The following is a 21649-nucleotide window of genomic DNA, read 5'->3' on the forward strand; positions in this document are numbered from 1 at the left end:
GTCAATGGCGAATTTTCGCTTGCACACGATAAAAGGCTAACCAAGGTGCGCTTGCGAACTACCCCTGACGTGCGCTTTGGCGCCGTTCCGCTATGTCCCCCACACAACTCACCACGCACTGGCACCGCCTGGATCGCGACCGCACGCGCGCGCTCCAAGGCGAGAAACTCCACCGCTACCTCCGCGACTGCGTGCTGCCGTTTTCCAGCCACTACCAGCGCCTCTTCGCCCAAGCGGGCTTGACCGCGCGCGATGTCCGCTCGCTGGACGACCTCGCCAAGATCCCCTTCACGACCAAGGAGGACCTCCTGCCGACGCCCGAGAACCCGCGGCGCGCGCTCGAGTTCGTGTTGAAGCCCGACCCCGCGGTCCTGCGCAAGCGCCCCTCGACGATCGTCCGCGCGCTCCTGCGTGGCCCCGCGCGCGTGAAGGAGGAACTCGACCGCGAGTGGCGCCCGACGTTCATGACGGCCACGACCGGCCGCTCGACCGAATCGGTGGCGTTCCTCTACACGCAACACGACATCGCCCACCTCGGCCTCGGCAGCGGCCGCATCGCGGAGCTCGGCGGGCGCACGCGTGACGATCGCATGCTGAACATGTTCCCCTTCGCGCCGCACCTGGCGTTTTGGTATATGTTCTACTCCGGCATCGACCGGAACATCTTCTGCCTTTCCACCGGCGGCGGCAAAGTCATGGGCACCGAGGGCAACCTCCGCGCGATGCAGAAAATCCGCCCGACCGTCATCACGGGCATGCCGACCTTCCTCTACCACGTGCTCAGCGAGGCCGTGAACGAAGGCCTGCGCATCGAAGGCGTGAAATGCGTCCTCCTCGGCGGCGAGAAAGTCGCCGAAGGCACCCGCCGCAAACTCGCCGAGCTTTGCGCCCAAGTCGGCTCACCCGACGTGAAAGTAGTCGCCACCTACGGCTTCACCGAGGCGAAGCTCGCGTGGGCCGAGTGCCCGTTCACGCCCGGCCACACGCCGCCGGGTTACCACCTGTTCCCCGATCTCGGCATCTTCGAAGTGATCGATCCCGAGACCGGCAAGACTGTCCCCGACGGCACCGGCGGCGAACTCGTCTACACCCCGCTCGAGCAGCGCGGCACCGTCGTCCTCCGCTACCGCACGGGCGACCACATCGAACAGGGCATCACCTATGAGCCGTGCCCGTATTGCGGCCATCGCATGCCGCGCCTCATGGGCCGCATCTCGCGCGTGTCGGATTTCCGCGCCATGCGCTTCCAGAAGATCAAGGGCACGATCATCGACTTCAACGAGCTCGAGCACGCCCTCGACGACGTGCGCACCATCGGCTCCTGGCAGATCGAGATGCGCAAAGTGAACGACGACCCGCTCGATCTCGACGAGATCCACCTCCACGTCACGCGCGCCAGCGATCTGCCCGAGGAGACGCTGCGCACGCAGATCAGCAACATGCTCCACTCGCACTTCGAGATTCGACCGAACAAGATCACCTTCCACACCGCCGAGGAGATGCGCACCCTGCAGAAGGTGGGCGTCGCGTTGAAGGAACAGAAGGTCGTCGACAATCGCCCCAAGGCCACCGCCGCGCCGCACCAGCCGCCGCCGGCATCCCGCCTCCAAACCGTGAAATCATGAAAGAACCCCTCTACATCGTCGACGGCGTGCGAACGCCCTTCGCCAAAATGGGCACCACGCTCGCCGCGTGCGACGCCGCCGAACTCGGCCGCACCGCCACCGCCGCGCTGCTCGCCCGCACCGGATTCGACCCCGCGCTGATCGACGAAGTCGTCTTCGGCTGCGTCGGCAACCCCGTCGACGCGGCCAATGTCGCGCGCGTCATCGCGCTGCGCGCCGGCATTCCGCAAGCCGTCCCCGCCATCACCGTCTCGCGCAACTGCGCGTCCGGTTTCGAGGCGATCACGCAAGCCGCCGACAAGGCCGCGGCCGGTCGCGGCGACATCTTCCTCGTCGGCGGCGCCGAGAGCATGAGCAACTACCCGCTCATCTACAACGAGGGCGCCGTGAAGAAGTTCGCCGCGCTCGGCAAAGCCAAGTCGCTCGGCCAGAAGCTCGCCGCCTTCGCCGCCTTCCGTCCGAAGGACCTCTTTGCGCCCAAAATCGCCCTTATGCTCGGCCTCACCGATCCGGTGTGCGGCCTCGGCATGGGCCAGACGGCGGAAAACCTCGCTCGCGACTGGCGACTCTCGCGTGACGCCCAGGACGAGTTCGCGATGCGTTCGCACCAGAAAGCCGAGGCGGCGCGCGCGAAATTCAAGGAGGAGATCACGCCCGTCTATCCGCGCCGCGGCAAGGACGCGTCGGCCGTCGACGCCGACAACGGCATCCGCGAAGGCCAGACGATGGAGGCGTTGGGCAAGCTGAAAGCCGTCTTCGAAAAACGCGGCGGCACCGTCACCGCCGGCAACGCCTCGCAAGTCACCGACGGCGCCGTCGCGCTGCTCGTCGCCACCGAAGCCGGCGTGAAACGCCTTGGCCTCACGCCGCTCGGCAAACTCACCGGGTTTGCCTACGCCGGCTGCGATCCCACGCGGATGGGCATCGGTCCGGTTCACGCCTTCGCCAAGGCCGAGAAACTCACCGGTCTCACGCTCGCCGACGCCGATCTGATCGAAATCAACGAAGCTTTCGCCGCGCAGGTGATGGCGTGTTGCGCCGCCGCGGCGTCCGACGACTACGCCCGCCAGCACCTCGGACGCGACCGCGCGCTCGGCGTCATCCCGCCGGAGAAACTCAACGTCAACGGCGGCGCTATCGCGCTCGGCCACCCGGTCGGCGCCTCGGGCGCGCGTCTCGCGCTCACCGCGCTGAAGGAACTCAAACGTCGCAACGCTCGCCGCGCGCTCGTCTCGCTCTGCGTCGGCGGCGGACAAGGCGGAGCACTCTGGCTGGAGGTCGTATGAGCAACATCACTCTCACTTTCGAGCGCGACGCCATCGCCACGCTCACTTTCGACCGCGCCAATTCCTCGGCGAACGTCTTTGACGTCGCCACGCTGCACGAGCTCGACGCCCACCTCGCCACGCTCGAGAAGCGCGGCGATCTGAACGGCGTCGTGCTCGTCAGCGCGAAGCCAAAGATCTTCGTCGCCGGCGCCGATTTGAACGCCTTTGCCGGCGCCACCGTCGCGCAGCTCGGCGACATCGTCGACCTCGGCCATCGCGTTTTCCGGCGGCTCGAGGCGCTGAAAATCCCGTCGGTCGCCGCCATCAACGGCGTGTGCCTCGGCGGCGGCTGCGAACTCGCGCTCGCCTGCGACTGGCGCGTCGGCTCGACCGACAAGTCGACCAAGATCGGTCTGCCCGAGACGCAACTCGGCATCCTCCCTGCGTGGGGCGGCTCCGTGCGTTTGCCGCGCCTCATCGGTCTGCCGCAGGCGCTCGGCATCATTCTCACGGGCAAACAACTCGTGGCGCAACAAGCGCTGAAGGTCGGTTTGGTCGACGAGGTCGCGCATCCCGAATACCTCGTCGCCGCCGCGCGCCAGCAACTGGCCAAGGGCAAGCGCCCGACGCCCGCGCCGCGCGGCTGGATGAATTCCGCGCTGCTCCGCCCGATCGTCGTTTCGAAGGCGCGCAAGGATGTCCTCGCGAAGACGCGCGGCCATTATCCGGCGCCGCTCAAAGCCATCGATGCCGCCGTCGGCGCGCTCGGCCAGCCGCTCGAGACCGCACTCGCGATTGAGAAAGCCGCATTTCTCAGTCTCGTGCAGACGAGTGAGTGCCACAGTCTGATGAGCATTTTTTTCCTGCAGGAGCGCGCGAAGAAATTGAAGGCCGCTGACGCCGACGGCGCCGCGATCCGGGTGAAACGCGTGGCCGTGATCGGCGCGGGCGTCATGGGCGCCGGCATCGCGCAATGGACCAGCTCGCGCGGTTACCCGACGATCCTCAAGGACGTCGCGCCCGAGGCGCTCGCGAAGGGCCTCAAGTCGGCGGAGAAAATCTATCAGGACGGCGTGAAGAAAAAGAAACTCACGCTCGCCGAGGCCACCGCCGCCCTCGACCGCATCACGCCCGTGCACACCGACGTGCCGTTCACCGGCGTCGATCTCGTCATCGAGGCCGCCGTCGAGAAGCTCGAGCTCAAGCAGAAGATTTTCCAGCAGCTCGAGCGACGCGCCGGTCCGCAAACGATCCTCGCGACGAACACCTCCGCGCTTTCGATCGATGCCATCGCGGGCGGCCTCGCCGATCCGACGCGCGTCGTCGGCATCCATTTCTTCAATCCGGTGCATCGGATGCAGCTGGTCGAGATCGTCCGCGGCCCGCGCACTTCCGCCGCCGCGCTCGATACCGCGCTGACGTTCGTGAAAGCCATCGGGAAACTCCCGGTGCTCGTGAAGGACAGCCCCGGCTTCCTCGTGAACCGCATCCTGCTCCCCTACATGGTCGAGTCGGTCCGGCTGTTCAACGAGGGCGTCGACGCCGCGCGCCTCGACCGAATCATGCTCGATTTCGGCATGCCGATGGGCCCGCTGCGCCTCACCGACGAAGTGGGCCTCGACGTCGCGCAACACGTCGCCGTCGATCTCCAGAACCGTCTCGCGAAGCCCGTGCCGATCAACGACACGCTCGCGCAGATGATCGCGAAAGGCTGGCTCGGCAAAAAATCCGGCACCGGCTTCTACGTTTTCCCGAAGGAAAAGGGCGCGAAGGAAACACCGAACGAAGGCCTCGCGTTCCTCCAGACCAACGGCAAAGGCCGCGCGCAGGACGACGCCACGCTGCTCGACCGCATGGTGCTCGTGATGGTCAACGAAGCCGCGCGCTGCCTCGAGGAAGGCGTCGTCGCCGCGCCCGAGGATGTGGACTTCGGCATGATCTTCGGCACTGGCTGGGCGCCGTTCCGCGGCGGCCCGTTGCGCTACGCCGACGCGCGCGGAGTAGCGGACGTTGTAGCCCAGCTACAGAAACTTCAAACGGACGTGGCGCCGTATTTTGAGCCGTGCGCGAAGCTGGTCCATATGGCCCAATCGCAGGCCCGTTTCTACCCCTCCCGCTGACTTCCCTCCACGATGTCTCACACCCTCGTCATTGCTGAACACGATCAGGGCACCCTGAAGACGGCGAGCCTCGCGGCCGCCGCCGCCGCGCAAAAAGCCGGCGCGCCCTTCGACATCCTGCTCCTCGGTTCCGGCATCGGTGCCGCCGCGGAGGCCCTGCGCCACGCCGGTGCCGCGGCCGTGCTCGTCGCCGACCACGCCGACCTCGCGCAGCCGCTCGCCGATCGCTACGCCGCCGTCGTCGCCGACGTCGTCCGCGCGCGTGGCGCGAAGCTCGTCCTCGGCGCCGTCTCGACGTTCACGAAGGACGTCCTTCCACGCGCTGCCGCGCTCGTCGACGCCGCGATGGTCAGCGACGTCATCGGTCTCGACAATGCATCCGGCACGCTCGCGTTTCGCCGCGTGATGTTCGCCGGCAACGTCATCGCCACCGTCCAGCTCGAGGGCGAAGTGCGTTTTGCCACGGTGCGCAGCGCGGCGTTCTCCGCCGCGACTCCGATCGACGCGCAATCGCCGGTCGAGACCGTTGCCTTCGACGCCGCGAAACTCCCGCGCTTCGCCACATTCGAAAGCCGCGAGGTGAAGAAGAGCGCGCGGCCCGACGCCACCGAGGCACGCATCATCGTTTCCGGCGGTCGTGCCCTCAAAAACGCCGAGGATTTCGAGCGCCTCGTCGGCGGTCTCGCCGACACGCTCGGCGCCGCGGTCGGTTCGTCCCGCGCGCTCGTTGATGCGGGCATCACGCCCAATTCCCTGCAAATCGGCCAGACCGGCAAAATCGTCGCGCCCGAACTCTACATCGCGGTCGGCATTTCCGGCGCCATCCAGCACATGGCCGGCATGAAAGACACGAAGGTCATCGCCGCGATCAACAAGGACGCCGAGGCGCCGATCTTCGAAGTCGCCGACTACGGCCTTGTCGCCGACGTCTACGAAGCCGTTCCCGAGCTGATTCAGAAACTCAAGAAGTGAGCACGCGCGGCACAGAACGATTTGCCGGAGGTAGGGCGAGGCGTCCCCGCCGAGCCGCGGCTCACCGAGGACGGTTCGCCCTACCGCAAGCCCACCCATGACCCCGACCCGCGAGACTTTCGGCAACATCCCGTTGTCGTCGCAGCTGGCGTTCTACGCCCTGGCCGCGGCGTCGATGGCTGTGTTTGCGTGGGGCGTCTATCGCCGCTGGAAGCTCTGGCGGCTCGGCACGTCCATCAACGCGCGCGATTTGATCACCGGCAGTCTCGCGGCCGTGTGGCAGAAGATTCGTGGCGGCGCGAAGCGCGTGGCGGTCGACGCGGGCGCGCAAAAGCGCGTGTTCGGCCACGGCATCGGCACGTTCGCGCACGTCAGCATGTATGTCGGCTTCATGGCGCTGTTCGTCGGCACCGTGCTGCTCGAGGCCGACAACGTTCTCTCGCACATCCACCACGCGCTGAAATTCCACGAAGGTGCCTACTACGTCGCCTACGAATTCACGCTCGATGTGCTCGGACTGCTGTTCCTGCTCGGCACGCTGTTCTTCCTCGGGCGCCGACTGGTGAAGCCACCAGCACTCGGACATCGCGCGACCGATTGGTATGTGTTGCTCGGCTTTCTCGCGATCGGCGTGACCGGCTACATCGTCGAGGCGTTGCGCATCCTCTGGCAGCAGCCGACGGGCATCGGCGCGCACTGCTCACCAGTCGGGCTCTGGCTCGCGGGCGTGCTGCATCTCGACGTCGCGGCGGCGCGCTCCTCGCACTTCCTCGTGTGGTGGATCCACTCGTTCCTCGTGTTCGGCTTCATCGCCTCGATTCCGTTCACGCGGCTCTTCCATTTCGTCGCGGGACCGATGCACATCTTCCTCGCGAAAAACGTCCTCGGCGCGATGCCGCCGGTGACGATGGAGGAGGTCGAGGCGACAGGTCGCGTCGGCCCGGCCGACATTCGGCATTTTTCCCAACAACAGCTCCTCAGTCTCGACGCCTGCATGGAATGCGGTCGCTGCGAGGAAGTCTGCCCGGCCTTCGCCACCGCCAAGCCGCTCTCGCCCAAGCGCGTCGTGCAGGACCTCAAGGGCGCGATGGAGAAGACCGCCGCCGCGCTCGCCGCCGGCAAGGAGGCCGATGTGCCGCCGTTGCACGGCACCGTGATCGCGCCCGAGACGCTCTGGAGCTGCACGGCTTGCAGCGCCTGCGTGAACACCTGCCCCGTGCGCATCGACCAGCTCACTTTTATTCTCACGCTGCGCCGCCATCTCGTGGCCGAAGGCGCGCTCAGCGGCACCGCGGCGACAGCGCTGCGCCGCATGCAATCCAACTCCAACCCTTGGGGCCTGCCCGCCGCCGAGCGCACCAACTGGACCGACGCCCTCACGCCGAAATCATGAGCACGCCCGCTGACCTTCCCGCCGCGCCGACCGTGAAGGAGAATCCGTCCTTCGAAATCCTCTATTGGGTCGGCTGCGCCGCTTCCTACGACCGGCGCGCGCAACGCATCGCGCGTGCGATGGTGCGGTTGCTGCGGCACGCCGGCGTGAACTTCGCGATCCTCGGCAAGGAGGAGAAATGCACTGGCGACTCCGCACGCCGGCTTGGTGATGAATTCCTCTTCCAAGAGCTGGCCACGGCGAACATCGAGACGCTGAACAAATACAACGTGAAGCGCATCGTCGCGCACTGCCCGCATTGCGTGAACGCGCTGCTGAAGGATTACGCGCAGTTCGGCGGCCACTATGAAGTCGTCCACCACACGCAGCTTCTCGCCGAGCTAATTAGCGCGGGCAAGCTGCCCGCCGTCGCCGGCGCGAGCGCGCCTGCCGCGGCCGGCGCGGTGACTTACCACGACCCCTGCTATCTCGCTCGCGTGAACGGCATCCACGAGGCGCCGCGCGAAGTGCTGAACACCGCCATCGGTGGCCAGTCGCTTTGCGAAATGAAACGCAATCGCGCCAACACTTCCTGCTGCGGTGCCGGCGGCGGCCGCATGTGGATGGAAGAGGATCCGAAGCAGCGCGTCTCCACGCAGCGCGCGGGCGAAGCGCTCGCCACCGGCGCCAAGACCGTTGCGACGGGTTGTCCGTTTTGCCTGACGATGATGTCCGACGGCGTCGCCGCGAACGGCGGCGAGGCGCGTGTCCTCGATATCGCCGAGCTGCTCGTGGAGCGCCTCGGCCTCAATCCGCCTGCCGCGCCCGCCAATAACGCCCCCGCCACTTCTTAACCCCCGCTCCCCATGGCCGAAAAAGAACTCCCCGCGCACCTCATCGGTGGCAACTTCCTCTTCAGCGACACCAAGCCCGAACTCGTCTTCACGCCCGAAGACCTCGGCGGCGACGAACGCGAGATGGCCGCGACCGCCGAGAAGTTCATGGACAAGGACGTCCTCCCGCACCTCGAAGCGCTCGAGCACCGCGAGGAAGGACTCGCCCGCAAAGTCTTCACCCAAGCCTGCGAACTCGGCCTGCTCGGGCTCGAAGTCCCCGAGCAATACGGCGGCCTCGGTGTCGGCAAGGTCGCGGCCGTCGGCGTCGCCGAGCAGTTGAGCCGCCTCGCCGGCTTCGGCATCACGTGCGGCGCGCACAGCGGCATCGGCACGGGCCCGATCACGTTTTTCGGCAACGACGCGCAGAAAGCGAAATACCTCCCGAAGCTCGCCAGCGGCGAGTGGATGGCGGCGTATTGCTTGAGCGAAGCCGGCTCCGGTTCCGACGCGCTCGGCATGAAAACCAAGGCCGTGCTCTCGCCCGACGGGAAACACTACATCCTCAACGGCGCGAAAATGTGGATCACCAACGCCGCGTGGGCCGACGTGTTCGTGATTTTCGCGAAGGTGGACGGCGAGCACGTCACTGCGTTCATCGTCGAGAAGACGTTCCCCGGCGTCTCGACCGGACGCGAGGAGCACAAGCTCGGCCTCAAGACGTCGTCCACGCGCCGCGTCATCCTCGAGGACACGCCGGTGCCTGTCGAAAACGTCCTCGGCGAAGTCGGCAAGGGCGCCTACATCGCGTTCAACATTCTCAACCTCGGCCGCTTCAGCCTCGGCGCCGGCACGATGGGCGGAGCGAAGGACATGCTGCGCGTCGCGGTCAAATATGCCGGCGAGCGCCAGCAATTCGGCAAGCCGCTCGTCACGTTCGGCATGATCCAGCACAAGCTCGGCGAAATGGCCGCGCGCATCTACGCGATCGAGTCCGCGCTCTACCGCACGGCGAAGCAGATGGACGACGTCAAGGCCACCGGCGAACTCGTCACGACGACCAAGCCCGGCTATTTCCGCGCCATCGAGGAATTCGCGCTCGAGTGCTCGGCCGTGAAGGTCGCCGGCTCGGAGATTCTCACCTTCGTCGCCGACGAGGCGCTGCAGATCCACGGCGGCTACGGCTTCACCGAGGAGTATTCACCCGCGCGTGCCACGCGCGACGCGCGCATCAATCGCATTTTCGAGGGCACGAACGAGATCAACCGCCTGTTCATCCCCACCAATCTCCTGCGCCGCGCCGCCAAGGGTAAGCTCGCGCTCATGGCCGCCGCGATGGGCGCCTTCGCCGAGGCGCAGAAGGAACCGCCTTCGGAAAAATCCGGCGATGACCTCGCGACCGCACAATTCCTCCTCGGTCGCGCGAAGAAGGCGGTGCTGCTGCTCTTCGGCGGCGCGCACCAGAAATTCGGTGACAAGATCATCCACGAGCAGGAAGTCCTCGCCGTGCTCAGCGACATTTGCATCGACCTTTTCCTCGGCGAAAGCGCCGTGCTGCGCGCGCTCAAGGCGCGTGCGCGCGGCGGCGCTGCGGCGGCGGTGCAGGCCGACCTCGCGCTCACGTGGGTGAACGACTCCGTCGCCCGCATGGAAAACCGCGCGCGCGATGCCATTGCGCACATGGCCAGCGGCGACGAGCTGAAGATGCAGCTCGGCCTCGCGCGCAAGATGCTCCGCTGGACTCCGCTCGACACCGTCGCGATGCGCCGCCGCATCGCCGCGCGCCTCCACACCGTCGGCAGCTACTCGGCGCTGATCGCCGCGAAATGAGAATGTCGCGCTTAGTTCCTCGTCATGTAGGAGCCTGCTTGCAGGCGACTGCCGGCAACGCTGCCAATGATGCAGCTGAACGTTCTTTGTCGCCTGCAAGCAGGCTCCTACAGACCAATCCTCGCTGACTGCCGATTATGAAAATCCTCGTTCCCCTGAAACGCGTTCCCGATCCCGACACGAAGATCCGCGTCTTCGCCGATGGCTCCGGCATCGACACCGACGGTGTGAAGTTCGCCGTGAATCCGTTCGACGCCATCGCCATCGAGGAAGCACTTCGCCTGAAGGAAAAAGGCGCCGCGACCGAAGTTGTGGTCGTCACCATCGGCGGCGATGAGTGCGCGGAGCAGCTGCGCAGCGGTCTCGCCATGGGTGCCGACCGCGCGATCCTCGTGAAATCCGCCGCGTCGCTCGACTCGCTTGCCGTCGCGAAAGTGCTCGCTGCCGTCTACAAGAAGGAGGCGCCCGGCCTCGTGCTCATGGGCAAGCAGGCGATCGACGACGATTCGAGCCAGGCCGGCCAGATGCTCGCGGCGCTGCTCGGCGTCGGACAGGTGACGTTCATGTCGAAACTGGAAATCGCGGGCGCGACCGCGCGCTGCTCACGCGAGACCGACGCCGGCATCGAAACGCTCAGCGTCGCATTGCCCGCCGTGCTCACCGCCGATCTCCGCCTGAATGAGCCGCGCTACGTCTCGCTCCCCGGCATCATGAAGGCGAAGAAGAAGCCGCTCGAGGAGACGACCGTCGACGCGCTCGGCGTCGCTGCCGCGAGCCGCACGAAGGTGCTGAAGCTCGAGAAACCCGCCGGCCGCAAGGCGGGCGTGAAGGTGAAGACCGTGGACGAGCTGATCGCGAAACTCCGCGACGAGGCGAAGGTGCTGTGAAAAGGGTCGCGAAAGAGGGACTACGAAACAAGAAACCTGAGTTGGCAAAAGACCAAGGCGCGGTGAATGAGCACTACCTGCTCGCACGATGCGTTGTGGACTTCATGAGGCGCTTTGAGGAAGCCCGGAGCATAGCAGATCAGTTCGCTGCCGTAGTAGAATCGCTACGGGCGAGTAACTCGGAGCGGAAAATGAAACAGGCGCTCGATGAGTTGCTGCAGTGCGTTGATCACTTTGATCCACGTGACCTCGCTGCGTTTGAGGCGTTTGTTGCGGCGCGAGGCTTAACCTATTCTAGACGAGTGCGACGGCGACAGATCGAGAAGCTGATCAGGAAAAGAAGTCTAAAATCAGACGAAGAGTATTATCAGGTGAGGGAATTCGTTGAACGTGAGCACATGAATCCGAAAGAATCCGATCAAGTGAATCGCGGGATCCGTCTGATCGAGGCATACGAAGTCACAAAGAAGCCGCAGCCAATTCGTCACCGGCGGGACGAGAGTTAACAATAAGACTGAGAGGCCGGTCGGAGACCGACCCTACTCCGGACCGAAGGCCTGGATGCCGGTCTGCGCGCGGCCGAGGATGAGGGCGTGGATGTCGTGTGTGCCTTCGTAGGTGTTCACCGACTCGAGGTTCATCACGTGGCGGATGACGTGGAACTCGTCGACGATGCCGTTGCCGCCGTGCATGTCGCGGGCGAGGCGGGCGATCTCGAGCGCCTTGCCGCAGGAGTTGCGCTTGATGAGCGAGACCATCTCCGGCGTGGCGCGGCCTTCGTCCATCAGGCGGCCGACGCGGAGCGCGCCTTGGAGCGCGAGCGCGATCTCGGTCTGCATGTTGGCGAGTTTGAGCTGAATGAGCTGTGTGGCGGCGAGAGGGCGGCCGAATTGCTTGCGGTCGAGTGTGTATTGGCGGGCGGCGTGCCAGCAGAACTCCGCGGCGCCGAGCGCGCCCCACGCGATGCCGTAGCGCGCCTTCGTGAGGCAGCCCAGCGGGCCTTTCAGGCCTTTCACGTTCGGGAGGAGATTCGCGTCGGGGACGAAGACATCGTCCATCATGATCATGCCGGTGGGCGAGGCGCGGAGGGAGAATTTGCCTTCGATCTTCGGCGCGGTGAGGCCGGCCATGCCTTTTTCGAGGATGAAGCCGCGGACCTCGCCATCGTCATCCTTCGCCCACACGACGAAGACGTCGGCGACGGGTGAGTTGGTGATCCAAGTCTTGGTGCCGCTGAGCTTGTAGCCGCCGTCGGTGCGGCGGGCGCGAGTCGCCATGCTCGCGGGATCGGAGCCGGAGCCCGGCTCGGTGAGACCGAAGCAGCCGACGATTTCGCCCTTCGCGAGGCGCGGCAGAAATTTTTGCCGCTGTTCCTCGGAGCCGTAGGCGTGGATCGGGAACATCACGAGCGACGACTGCACGCTCATGACCGAGCGATAGCCGGAGTCCACGCGCTCCACCTCGCGCGCGATGAGGCCGTAGGCGACGTAGCTGACGCCGGCGCAATCGTAGCCGTTGATGGTGGCGCCGAGCAGGCCGAGTTCGCCGAAGCCGGAGATGATGTTGCGGTCGAATTTCTCGTGGCGGTTCGCCTCGATGATGCCGGGCATGAGCTGGCCCTGGCAAAAGTCGCGCGCGGAATCGCGCACCATGCGTTCTTCTTCGGTGAGCTGGTCTTCGAGGAGGAACGGATCTTCCCAACGGAACGACGGCTTCTTGGCGGGGGTGGTCATGGGGGAGGCCGCCACCCTACGACGCGCTGCGTCGCGCGCAATTCAACTTCCGCGAACTAGCCGATAGGCGGTGATCACCGGATAGTCCGCAGCGGCGAGATCGTAGGTCGCGAGTTCGTCGAGCGCGACCCATGCGATCGCGATATGCTCGTGCGGGTGCGGTGCGGGCGAGCCGGGCACGAGTGTGCAGACGAAAGGAATCATCTCGATCACGACGCGTCCGTAGTCGTGCGTGAACGGCGGCAAAGCGTGCGTGATCGCGATGTCGCAGCCGAGTTCCTCGCGAATCTCGCGCAAGATGGCGGCGGCGGGGTCTTCGCCCGGCTCGACTTTCCCGCCGGCAAATTCCCATTTCAACGGGAGCAGTTTGTTTGGCGGGCGCTGCGCGAGCAGGACGAGGCCGTCTTTTTCGATGACCGCGCAAACGACTGGAACAGGCTGATTCACGCGAGGTTTTGAACCGGCCCAATGCGCGCGCTGCAACTTTTCTCGGTGGTGCCGTGTTGTTGAATCACCATGAAAACTTTCCTCAAAGTTCTCCTCGCTGCGGTCCTCCTCATCGTGGCGATCAAGTTAAGCCCGATCCTCTTCGTCGCCGCGCTGGCCGGTCTGATTGTGGCCGCCGTGCTGGGTGCGGTGGGTATCTCTCTCCTCGCGGCGCTGGTCGCGGTGGTCATCGCCTTCGCGGTCGCGCTGTCGCCGATCTGGATTCCGGTCCTGTGCGTGATCGGCCTCGTCAGCCTCTTCCGCCGCAACGGCAATGCGACCCCCACGCCGCCGCCCGCGGCGAATGTCCCGCCGCCGATTCCGGCCTGATTTTCTGCAAGCAACAGGGGTAAAGCAACGAACGGCGGCCTTTGCGGGCCGCCGTTTCCGTTTGCGCAGGTTCCTTGATTCCGACGGGGCGGCATGCCTGACTGCGCGGCGTGTCGAAATCGAAAACCAGCTCCGCGTCGCCGGTGTCGCGCATCAGTTTTATCGGGCGGAGCAGTGGCGCAGTCAAAAATCTCGGTGGCTTTCGCAAGCAGCACCACACGTTGCCGGACGCAGTGAACGCGGCGACGTCGGCGTTTCTCGCGAAGCTTTGCGGGGGCGAACTGGCGGAGGAGGGCGAGGCGATGTTTCAGCGGGTGCGCGCGGCCTTCGGCTACAAGCGCGCGGAGCTTTCGTTGGACGTCGCGAGTCCGCACGCGGTGCTGACGGCGAAGGATTTTGTTTTCGAGATCGGCTATGCGTTGATCGAGCGCGAGCCGACGGAGTTCGAGGTTACGCGCACGCTGCACGGCGTGGCGTCATCTGCGGTGCTGGAGCGGACGGAACTGGACGAAGTGTTCGCCGGCGCGTTCGGCGGCATCGTATTCGGTCTCGGCAAGGGCGTGAGCGTCGAGGCGGTGATCGATGCGGTGGAGGAGCTGCCGGACGGCGCGAAGTTGACGGTGACTTATCCGTCGAGTTGCGCGCACTGCGTGTTGCGCGTGGATGGCGTCGCGGCGGAAGTGATCTGCGACGGCACGACGCTGGAGATGCGTTTCCCGAGGAGTGGTTCCCCGAGCGAACTGGCGCGGGAGTTTCTGGCGGTGCGGGATGCATTTGCGCTGACGAAGAAGCGCGTGCTGGCGGGGTTGATTTGAGAAATCTCTCTCGTCCGACAATCGCTTTGACGATACGGCGAGTCGCTGCCTTTCTCGGACTGCGGGCCAAACGCAACTAGGACACTATTGCTAAAATGGCCTCTATTCCCGCTAAGGTTGAAACTCGCATCAAAGAATCGCTGAAGAGATTTCAGCCGGTTCTGGCTCAAGCGAAGGCAAGAGATGTTGGCGAAGCTGACACGTCCACGCTGTGCAAGGACATCATCGCCGAAATGTTCGGCTTCGACAAATACTCCGAAATCACTGCCGAGTATCAGATCAAGAGCACCTACTGCGACCTCGCGATCAAGATCGAGGGCAAGTTGGTTCTCCTGATCGAAGTTAAAGCGATCAACACCGAACTAAAAGAGGCCCAGATCAAGCAGGCCGTAGATTACGGAGCCAACCAAGGCATCGAATGGGTGGTGCTGACCAATGCGCAGCACTGGCAAATCTACAAAATCACATACGGTCAGCCGATTGGCAGCGAACTTCTCGTCACACTGGACCTGAATACGCTGAATCCTAAATCGAAGGATGATGTCGAAGCATTGTTTCTTCTTTCCCGTGAAGCTCAGTCGAAATCACTTCTGAGCGAGTATCACCAACAGCGCCAAGCGCTGAGCCGATTCGCCATCGGAGCCGTTGTGTTAAGCGACCCTGTGCTTGCTGTGATTCGGCGCGAACTGAAACGGCTTTCGCCTGATGTGAAGATAGAGATTGAGGAGATTACGCACGTCATCACCGAGGAAGTAATCAAACGAGATGTTCTGGAGGGTGATCGCGCCGCTGAGGCCAAACGAAAGGTTTCCAAAGCCGCCTCGAAGCAACTTCGCGCCAAGCCCGAATCAGCTGAGGTCACACCGGACGCGCCGCCGCCGTCTGCAACAGTTACAGCTGCCGCTGCGACACCGCTTCCACCCTCTGCCTGATAGACTGCCAAGCAACCTTGAGTGGCGTGAAGCCACTCAAGTAACAAAAACGGCGCCCGTTGCGGGGCGCCGTGGGAGGAAAGAGAAAGATTGAGAGAAAGAGGAAAGAGCTTCCGCTTACTTGATCATCTCGGCCACGAAGGCGCGCTCTTCGACGAGCTCCTTGTTCGTCGCGGCGAGCTTCGACTTCGCGAAGTCGTCCATGGCGTAGCCGGTGATGACTTCGTAGCTGCCGGGGGTCGTCGTGCGGACGGGGACGCCGGCCCAGACTTCGGGATCGAAGCCGTAAACGCCGTTCGATTTCACGGCGATGGAGTGGATGGCGCCGGGCGTGACGAGCGAGCGGACGTGGTCGACGAGGGCGTTGGCGGCGGAGGCGGCCGAGGAGGCGCCGCGAGCGGCGATGATGGCGGCGCCGCGCTTGCCGACGGTTTCGCAGAAGGGGCCTTGGAGCCAGGCGGCGTCGTTGATGACGGCGGCGGCTGGTTTGCCGGAGATCGTCGCGTGGGCGAAGGCCGGGAACATGGTCGGGCTGTGGTTGCCGTAGATGAAGATGTCTTTGACCTCGGTGAGGTCGACGCCGGCTTTCTTGGCGAGCTGGGTCTGGGCGCGGTTCTGGTCGAGGCGCACCATGGCGGTGAAGCGGTCGGCCGGGAGGCGCTTGGCCTGCGAGGCGGCGATCATGCAGTTCGTGTTGGCCGGGTTGCCGACGACGGCGATGCGGGCATCGGCGGCGGCGACGGCGTCGATGATGCGGCCCTGTTCGATGAAGATCTTGCCGTTGTCCTTGAGGAGGTCGGCGCGCTCCATGCCGGGGCCGCGCGGCTTGGCGCCGACGAGGAGGCACCAGTTGGCGTCCTTGAAGCCGACGGAGGCGTCGGAGGTCTGGACGATGCCCTTAAGGAGAGGGAAGGCGCAGTCGTCGAGTTCCATGGCGACGCCTTCGAGGGCCTTGAGGGCCTTTTCGATGGGAGCTTCGATCAGCTGGAGGATGACCGGCTGGTCGGGGCCGAACATCGCGCCCGAGGCGATGCGGAACAGGAGCGAGTAGCCGATTTGGCCGGCGGCGCCGGTAACTGCGACACGGATAGGGGCTTTCATAGAGAGGGCGGGCAGTTAACCACGAATCGCGTGAAAAACACGCGCGAAGTTTGTCCGTGCGGCGAGTTTAGCCGGCTTGGCGCGCGGACCAAGGGAACTACTTTGTGCGCGCGGGAGGGCGACAATCCGTGTGTCAGGCGAACCGCGGCGCGAGTGCGGCGTGGATTTCCCGGACGAGCCGTTCGGTGGAGTCCCAATCGATGCAGCCGTCAGTGATCGATACGCCGTAGCGGAGCTTGTCCAACGGTTGCGGGAAGGGCTGGTTGCCGGCGCCGAGGTTGCTCTCGACCATGGCGCCCATGATGGAGGTGTTGCCGGCGGCGATCTGCTCGAGGACGGCGCGCAGGACGTCGGGTTGGAGCTCGGGTTTCTTGGCGGAGTTGTCGTGCGAGCAGTCGACGAGGATGGATTTCGGGAGCTTGGCGGCGGCGAGGAGCTGCTCGGTGCGCGCGATGTGCTCGGGCGAGAAGTTCGGGCCCGCGGTGCCGCCGCGGAGGACGACGTGGCAGTTCGGGTTGCCGCGCGTGACGATGACGGAGGATGCGCCGTCGAGGTTGATGCCGAGGAAGGTCTGGGGATGCGCGGCGGCGCGGATGGCGTTGATGGCGGTCTGAATGGAGCCGTCGGTGCCGTTCTTGAAGCCGAGGGGCATCGAGAGGCCGGAAGCCATTTGGCGATGCGTCTGCGACTCGGCGGTGCGGGCGCCGATGGCCGACCAGCAAATGAGGTCGGCGATGTATTGCGGGGTGATGGGATCGAGGAGCTCGGTGGCGGTGGGCAGGCCGAGGTCGAGGACGTCGCGGAGAAACGTCCGCGCGAGGCGGAGACCGGCGGCGATGTCGTGGGAGCCGTCGAGGTGCGGGTCCATGATGAGCCCCTTCCAGCCGACGGTGGTCCGGGGTTTCTCGAAATAGACGCGCATGACGATGAGGATGCGGTCGGAAACCTGGCGCGAGAGGGCGGCGAGGCGGCGGGCGTAGTCGCGGCCGGCTTCGGGGTCGTGGATCGAGCAGGGGCCGACGACGAAGAGGAAGCGGCGGTCGTCGGTGAAGATGACCCGATGGATGTCCTCGCGGGCGCGCGCGATCAGTTCGGATTGCGCGTCGGTCTTGGGAAGCTCCGCCAACAGTTGGGCGGGCGAGGGGAGCGTGCGGGTTTCGAGGACGTTGATGTCCGAGGTGCGTTGCATGCGAGGCGGCCAGATTGGTGGGCTTTGCTCGCGGCGGGCAATGGGGGGCTGACCTTTTGACAGGAAAAGAAAAGGCGGGCCGCCTACCCCTAAGCGGCCCGCCATTGCTTTCTTAGTTACCCCAAAACTCCCGCTAGGCGGGAGAAGCGAAAAGTGAGATTGCTTACGAGGTAGTTTGTTCCGACCGTCCGTCAAATCAAACGGTGGTCACCTGATAAAAGTCACTCGCCTGCCACAATTAACGCATGGGTCCATCGTCCGCCAACGTCGCTTTGCAAACGTTATCAGTCAGGGACTTGGAAGTCGCATCAGCCACGCTCCGGATAAGAGGCCCTGATTCTAATACGTTCCTTCAGGGTCAGTTCACCCAGGATCTCCGGAAGCCCGTCGGAGGCGTTTCGTATGGCTTGTGGTTGAACCAGAAGGGGAAATGCATCGCCGACAGCTTCGTTTTGCGGGTGGCGGAGAACGAATTCGTCATTTGGGCCCCGCGAGTCGAGGGGTCGGTAATTGGGCAACGTCTTGGAGAGTATATCATTGCGGATGACGTGGAGATTGTGGATGCGACTCCGGCCGTAGGCGGGGCGGCAGTGATTTGGGGCGATGGGGCGGCGGCGGTCGTCGCGAAGCGCTTCGGCGCTGCGCCGAAGCCGGACCGATTCATGCAGGGGCCGGACGGCTTGGTTTTCAGGGGACGGTTCGCGCGCGGGGAGAACTTCGTGTGCCTCACGGCGGACGCGGAGGCGACCGTGCGGGAGCTGGAGCAAGCGGGTGCGAGGCGCGGCACGCGGGATTCGCTCGAGGCCGAGCGCATTGCCGGTGCGTTGCCGGCGGTTCCGGACGATATCGGACTAAACGACCTGCCCAACGAAGGAGGTTTGGATGTCGATGCGATCTCCTACACCAAGGGCTGCTACCTCGGCCAGGAGGTCATGTCGCGCCTGAAGAACCTCGGCCAAATTCGCCGTCGGCTCATGGTGATTGCCGGTGCGGGCGGGCGGCCGGCCGCGCTCGCCTCTGTGCAGCAGGAGGGCAAGTCGGTTGGCCAGATCCGTTCGAGCGCGCGGGTGGGCGAGGGATTTGTCGCGACGGCGATGGTCTCGCTCGTGAGTTTCAACCGCGCCGCGCCGCTCGCGCTGGAAGACGGACGCGCGCTGGAGGTTTGTCATGGATGAACTGGCAAAACTGACCGCGCTCTGTCGCAACCTCGGCGCAGCCACCGAAGCGCAGGCGGAGACGATGGCGCGTCAGCTGCAAAAACGCGCCGACCAACTCGCCGCCGAGCGGGGCATCACGCGCGTCGCCGCGATGGAGCACCTGCTCAATCTCGTCGTCCACGGGCGACGCGGCGAGACGCCGCCGGGCTTCGCTCCGCCGCGTTCAGAATAGGAAACGCAGGCTGGCGAAGTAGGGATCGACCCAGCGGTGCAGCACGAAGAAGTAGAGCAGCGCCCCGAGCCCCAGCATCGGCCCGAAACTCACGTGCACGCCCAATCCGACGCGCTCCGTCTGTTGGCCGTCGGGCGTCTCGAGTCGCGCGCCCGCGGCAGCCTTGCCGAAGAACTGCTGCCACGCGCCCGCGAAGAGAATCCAGACGCAGCCGATCATCGCTCCGCCGAACATCGCGAACACCGCGCCCTGCCAGCCGACGAACGCGCCCAGCGCGCCGAGAAACTTCACGTCGCCGAAGCCCATCGCCTCCTTCTTGAGCACCGCTTCGGCAACAAGTGCGATCCACAGCACCAAGCCCGAGCCGACGAGCAGCCCGAGCACCGCGTCGAGCGTGCTGCGCAGACTCGCAACGAAAAACAACTCGTGCGCCTGCCCGTGCAGCGCCGGCAACGCCGCTGACAACACCACGCCGACCACGCCGCCGCCGATCGTGAACACGTCGGGGATGATCATGTGGTCGAGATCGATGAACGTTGCGCAGATCACGGTCGAGACGAGCACCATGCCTCCGAGCGCCTTCGCGGGCGGGAACAGCATCCAACACGCGACGAACAGCAGCGCCGTGAGTAACTCGATCGCGGGATAACGGAAACTGAACTGCCGTCCGCAACACCGCGCGCGTCCACGCAGAAGCAGCCAGCTCAGAATGGGAATGTTGTCGTGCCACGCGATCGGTTGGCCGCACGCGCAATGCGAGCCGGGCGTCACCACCGATTCATCCTTCGGGATGCGGTAGATGCAGACGTTGAGAAAACTGCCGACACACGCGCCGAACAGGAACGCGCAGAGCGGAAAAAACCACGGCCAGACGGCGGCGACTTCGTGGAATGTGGCGGCGTTCATCGGGCAAGGGCGGCGCGCATGACGTCCGCCGGGACCTCGGCGCCGGTCCAAATTTCAAGTGCGCGCACCCCTTGATGCACGAGCATCGAGAGGCCGTTGGAGTGGCGCAGACCGAGCGACGCCGCCTCGCGAAGCAGCGCGGTTTGCGGCGGGTTGTAGACCATGTCGTAGACGCTGAGACCGGCGGGCAGGCTCCGCAACGCGATTGGCGGCGGCTCGTCGGGCTTCAGGCCGGCGGACGTCGCGTTCACCAGCACGGCGCCGGCGGGCAACCCGGCGGGAGGCGCCGCGGGGTCGAAGCCGTGCAGCGGCACTTCGCGTGCGAGCGGGCGGAGCGCGTCGAGGAGCGTGTCGAGGTTGGCGCGCGTGCGGTTGCCGATCCAGAGCGACGCGCAACCCTGGCGCAGGCACTCGACCGCGGCCCCGCGCGCGGCGCCGCCGGCGCCGAGCAGGATCACGTGCGCTCCGGCGAGCGTGACGCCGAGATCGGCGCGCAACGCCGTGGCGAGGCCGTAGCCGTCGGTGTTGTAGCCGCGCCAGCCGGTGGCGGTGCGACGCAGCGTGTTGACCGCGCCGACGCTGCGCGCGCTGGGATCGATCTCGGCGACGAGTTCGAACGCGAGCACCTTGTGCGGCACGGTGAGATTGAGGCCGAGCAGGCCGGCGGCGTGCAGTCGCGGCAAGGCCTCGGCGAGGCGCTCGGGCGGCACGTCGAAGCGAAAATAGCGCCACGTCGCGAAGGCGCGGTCGCGCGCGGTCATCGCCTGCAGCGCGGCGTTGTGCATGCGCGGGCTGAGCGAGTGACCGATGGGGTGCCCGAGCACGGCGAGTGCGGTGCCGTCGAACGCCCACGTCGCGAGGTCGTCGAGCGTCAGGGTCGTTTCGCCGTTCCAGCTAGTCATGGGCCCCTTTGCATGGGCGGAAACGCGACCGACGCCGAGAATTATCTTCAGGGACTGGCGTGCCGTTCGTAGGTGGCGTCGAACTCGGCGACGAACTCAGCGAACAACCGCGCATGCGCCGCGTCGTCTGCGGCGGCGTAGTGGTTGACAAGGTTGCGGCACAGGCGGCTCAGCACCTCGCGCACGGGCGTGGGGGCGAGATCGGCGAGTTGCGGGGTGTGTTGCAACGAGCGGATGCGCTCGAAGACGTCCTCGGGAGAGAGCAGCCGGCCGCCGTTGAACGCGTCGACGAAGAACGGTCCTTCGGGCTCGTAGCCGCCGACGAGAAAATGGCCGGGCACGCCGACAGGTTCGAGTTCGAGTCCGATGCGTTGCGCGACCAGCAGGTAGACGATCGAGAGCGAGATCGGCAGGCCGAGGCGGCGGGCGAGCACCTGATCGATGAAGCTGTTCTTCGGGTCCGTGTAGTGATCGACGTTGCCGCGCAGCCGGTATTCCTCGAACAGCACGCGGTTGAGCACGCGCGCCTGCGTGCGCATGGTCGCGGTGCGCGGCATGAGCTTGCGCGCGCGAGCGGCGAAGGCGTCGAGCTGCGCGCAGACGGACACGACATCGAGCGCGGGATTCACCGTGCGGCTGAGGAGCAGGATGCCGGTCTCGAGTTCGTAGTTGAGCGACTGGATGAAGCCGCGGAACTCGGCCACGGGGTCGCTGAATTTCAACTCGCGCAGAAACCAGCCGGCGCTGAGCGCGGCGACGCGGTTGGGGCCGCGCGCGACCTCCTGCAGAAAGATCCGGCCGGCGTCGCCGAGCTGGAGAAACTGCGCCAGCAATGCCTGGCGGATGGCGGGGGATTCGTCGTCGAGGAGCGTGATCAACGCGTCTTTTTCGGCAGTCGTGAGCGTCCTCGGTTCCACGTTCAGGAGGGAAGTCGATTGCGTGAGAGTGGCAACGCGGAA

At 65.4% G+C, this 21649-nt stretch carries 21 protein-coding genes; 14 read left to right on the plus strand and 7 right to left on the minus strand.

Annotation, left to right across the window (positions count from 1 at the left end):
* The first annotated feature begins 92 nt into the window (after window positions 1-92).
* The 9 genes from HZA32_11130 to HZA32_11170 all read left to right on the plus strand — a co-directional run bounded on the left by HZA32_11130 (window position 93) and on the right by HZA32_11170 (window position 11413).
* Window positions 93-1625 (plus strand): AMP-binding protein, encoded by a 1533-nt coding sequence (locus HZA32_11130; GenBank protein MBI5424624.1) that lies wholly within the window; start codon window positions 93-95, stop codon window positions 1623-1625.
* Window positions 1622-2911 carry a thiolase family protein gene (locus tag HZA32_11135; protein ID MBI5424625.1) on the plus strand — a complete coding sequence of 430 codons (1290 nt, stop codon included), beginning with the start codon at window positions 1622-1624 and terminating at the stop codon, window positions 2909-2911. Before HZA32_11130 ends, HZA32_11135 begins: the two co-directional genes overlap by 4 nt.
* The gene (locus HZA32_11140) at window positions 2908-5013 is read left to right on the plus strand and encodes an enoyl-CoA hydratase/isomerase family protein (protein ID MBI5424626.1); all 2106 of its coding nucleotides are present in this window, start codon (window positions 2908-2910) and stop codon (window positions 5011-5013) included. The genes HZA32_11135 and HZA32_11140 overlap by 4 nt, the downstream gene beginning before the upstream one ends.
* 12 nt (window positions 5014-5025) lie before the next feature.
* The gene (locus HZA32_11145; GenBank protein MBI5424627.1) at window positions 5026-5985 is read left to right on the plus strand and encodes an electron transfer flavoprotein subunit alpha/FixB family protein; all 960 of its coding nucleotides are present in this window, start codon (window positions 5026-5028) and stop codon (window positions 5983-5985) included.
* Window positions 5986-6082: 97 nt separating this feature from the next.
* Entirely contained in the window at window positions 6083-7378 is a 1296-nt protein-coding gene (locus HZA32_11150; protein ID MBI5424628.1) for a (Fe-S)-binding protein, read from the plus strand.
* Window positions 7375-8211: a (Fe-S)-binding protein gene (locus HZA32_11155; GenBank protein MBI5424629.1), complete on the plus strand. Its 837-nt coding sequence runs from the start codon at window positions 7375-7377 to the stop codon at window positions 8209-8211. The genes HZA32_11150 and HZA32_11155 overlap by 4 nt, the downstream gene beginning before the upstream one ends.
* A gap of 12 nt (window positions 8212-8223) precedes the next feature.
* Window positions 8224-10020 carry an acyl-CoA dehydrogenase family protein gene (locus HZA32_11160; GenBank protein ID MBI5424630.1) on the plus strand — a complete coding sequence of 599 codons (1797 nt, stop codon included), beginning with the start codon at window positions 8224-8226 and terminating at the stop codon, window positions 10018-10020.
* Window positions 10021-10157: 137 nt separating this feature from the next.
* On the plus strand, window positions 10158-10907 hold the full coding sequence (locus HZA32_11165) for an electron transfer flavoprotein subunit beta/FixA family protein (protein ID MBI5424631.1): 750 nt from the start codon (window positions 10158-10160) through the stop codon (window positions 10905-10907).
* Window positions 10908-11098: 191 nt separating this feature from the next.
* Window positions 11099-11413: a hypothetical protein gene (locus tag HZA32_11170; GenBank protein ID MBI5424632.1), complete on the plus strand. Its 315-nt coding sequence runs from the start codon at window positions 11099-11101 to the stop codon at window positions 11411-11413.
* A gap of 33 nt (window positions 11414-11446) precedes the next feature.
* Here the strand turns inward: HZA32_11170 and HZA32_11175 are convergent, their stop codons facing one another.
* Window positions 11447-12640, minus strand: coding sequence for an acyl-CoA dehydrogenase (locus tag HZA32_11175; GenBank protein ID MBI5424633.1), 1194 nt, complete (start codon window positions 12638-12640; stop codon window positions 11447-11449).
* 42 nt (window positions 12641-12682) lie between these two features.
* The gene (locus HZA32_11180) at window positions 12683-13087 is read right to left on the minus strand and encodes a (deoxy)nucleoside triphosphate pyrophosphohydrolase (GenBank protein ID MBI5424634.1); all 405 of its coding nucleotides are present in this window, start codon (window positions 13085-13087) and stop codon (window positions 12683-12685) included.
* 69 nt (window positions 13088-13156) lie between these two features.
* Here HZA32_11180 and HZA32_11185 point away from each other — a divergent pair, with 69 nt between their 5' ends.
* The 3 genes from HZA32_11185 (at window position 13157) to HZA32_11195 (ending at window position 15203) form a co-directional block, all read left to right on the plus strand.
* Complete coding sequence (locus HZA32_11185) at window positions 13157-13456, plus strand: hypothetical protein (GenBank protein ID MBI5424635.1); 300 nt, start codon at window positions 13157-13159, stop codon at window positions 13454-13456.
* Window positions 13457-13566: 110 nt separating this feature from the next.
* Entirely contained in the window at window positions 13567-14271 is a 705-nt protein-coding gene (locus HZA32_11190; protein ID MBI5424636.1) for a hypothetical protein, read from the plus strand.
* Window positions 14272-14366: 95 nt separating this feature from the next.
* Entirely contained in the window at window positions 14367-15203 is an 837-nt protein-coding gene (locus HZA32_11195; GenBank protein MBI5424637.1) for a type I restriction enzyme HsdR N-terminal domain-containing protein, read from the plus strand.
* A gap of 117 nt (window positions 15204-15320) precedes the next feature.
* On the opposite strand, the gene HZA32_11200 is transcribed toward HZA32_11195, so the two are convergent.
* Both HZA32_11200 and HZA32_11205 read right to left on the minus strand, forming a co-directional pair.
* Complete coding sequence (locus tag HZA32_11200) at window positions 15321-16304, minus strand: malate dehydrogenase (GenBank protein ID MBI5424638.1); 984 nt, start codon at window positions 16302-16304, stop codon at window positions 15321-15323.
* A 133-nt stretch (window positions 16305-16437) separates the two neighbouring features.
* Window positions 16438-17493 (minus strand): 3-deoxy-7-phosphoheptulonate synthase, encoded by a 1056-nt coding sequence (locus HZA32_11205; protein MBI5424639.1) that lies wholly within the window; start codon window positions 17491-17493, stop codon window positions 16438-16440.
* Between the two features lie 296 nt (window positions 17494-17789).
* Between HZA32_11205 and HZA32_11210 the strand changes: the two genes are divergently transcribed.
* Complete coding sequence (locus HZA32_11210; GenBank protein ID MBI5424640.1) at window positions 17790-18668, plus strand: folate-binding protein YgfZ; 879 nt, start codon at window positions 17790-17792, stop codon at window positions 18666-18668.
* Window positions 18661-18882, plus strand: a complete 222-nt coding sequence (locus tag HZA32_11215) for a hypothetical protein (protein MBI5424641.1) — start codon at window positions 18661-18663, stop codon at window positions 18880-18882. Before HZA32_11210 ends, HZA32_11215 begins: the two co-directional genes overlap by 8 nt.
* Here the strand turns inward: HZA32_11215 and HZA32_11220 are convergent.
* Genes HZA32_11220 through HZA32_11230 form a run of 3 tightly spaced genes read right to left on the minus strand, consistent with a single transcriptional unit; the run spans window position 18874 to window position 21607 of the window.
* Window positions 18874-19788, minus strand: coding sequence for a prepilin peptidase (locus HZA32_11220; GenBank protein MBI5424642.1), 915 nt, complete (start codon window positions 19786-19788; stop codon window positions 18874-18876). The genes HZA32_11215 and HZA32_11220 overlap by 9 nt on opposite strands.
* Complete coding sequence (aroE, locus tag HZA32_11225; protein MBI5424643.1) at window positions 19785-20690, minus strand: shikimate dehydrogenase; 906 nt, start codon at window positions 20688-20690, stop codon at window positions 19785-19787. Before aroE ends, HZA32_11220 begins: the two co-directional genes overlap by 4 nt.
* Window positions 20691-20737: 47 nt before the next feature.
* The gene (locus HZA32_11230; protein MBI5424644.1) at window positions 20738-21607 is read right to left on the minus strand and encodes a hypothetical protein; all 870 of its coding nucleotides are present in this window, start codon (window positions 21605-21607) and stop codon (window positions 20738-20740) included.
* Between the last annotated feature and the right edge of the window lie 42 nt (window positions 21608-21649).

This window comes from Opitutia bacterium (genome assembly GCA_016217545.1).
Lineage (GTDB): Bacteria > Verrucomicrobiota > Verrucomicrobiia > Opitutales > Opitutaceae > Didemnitutus.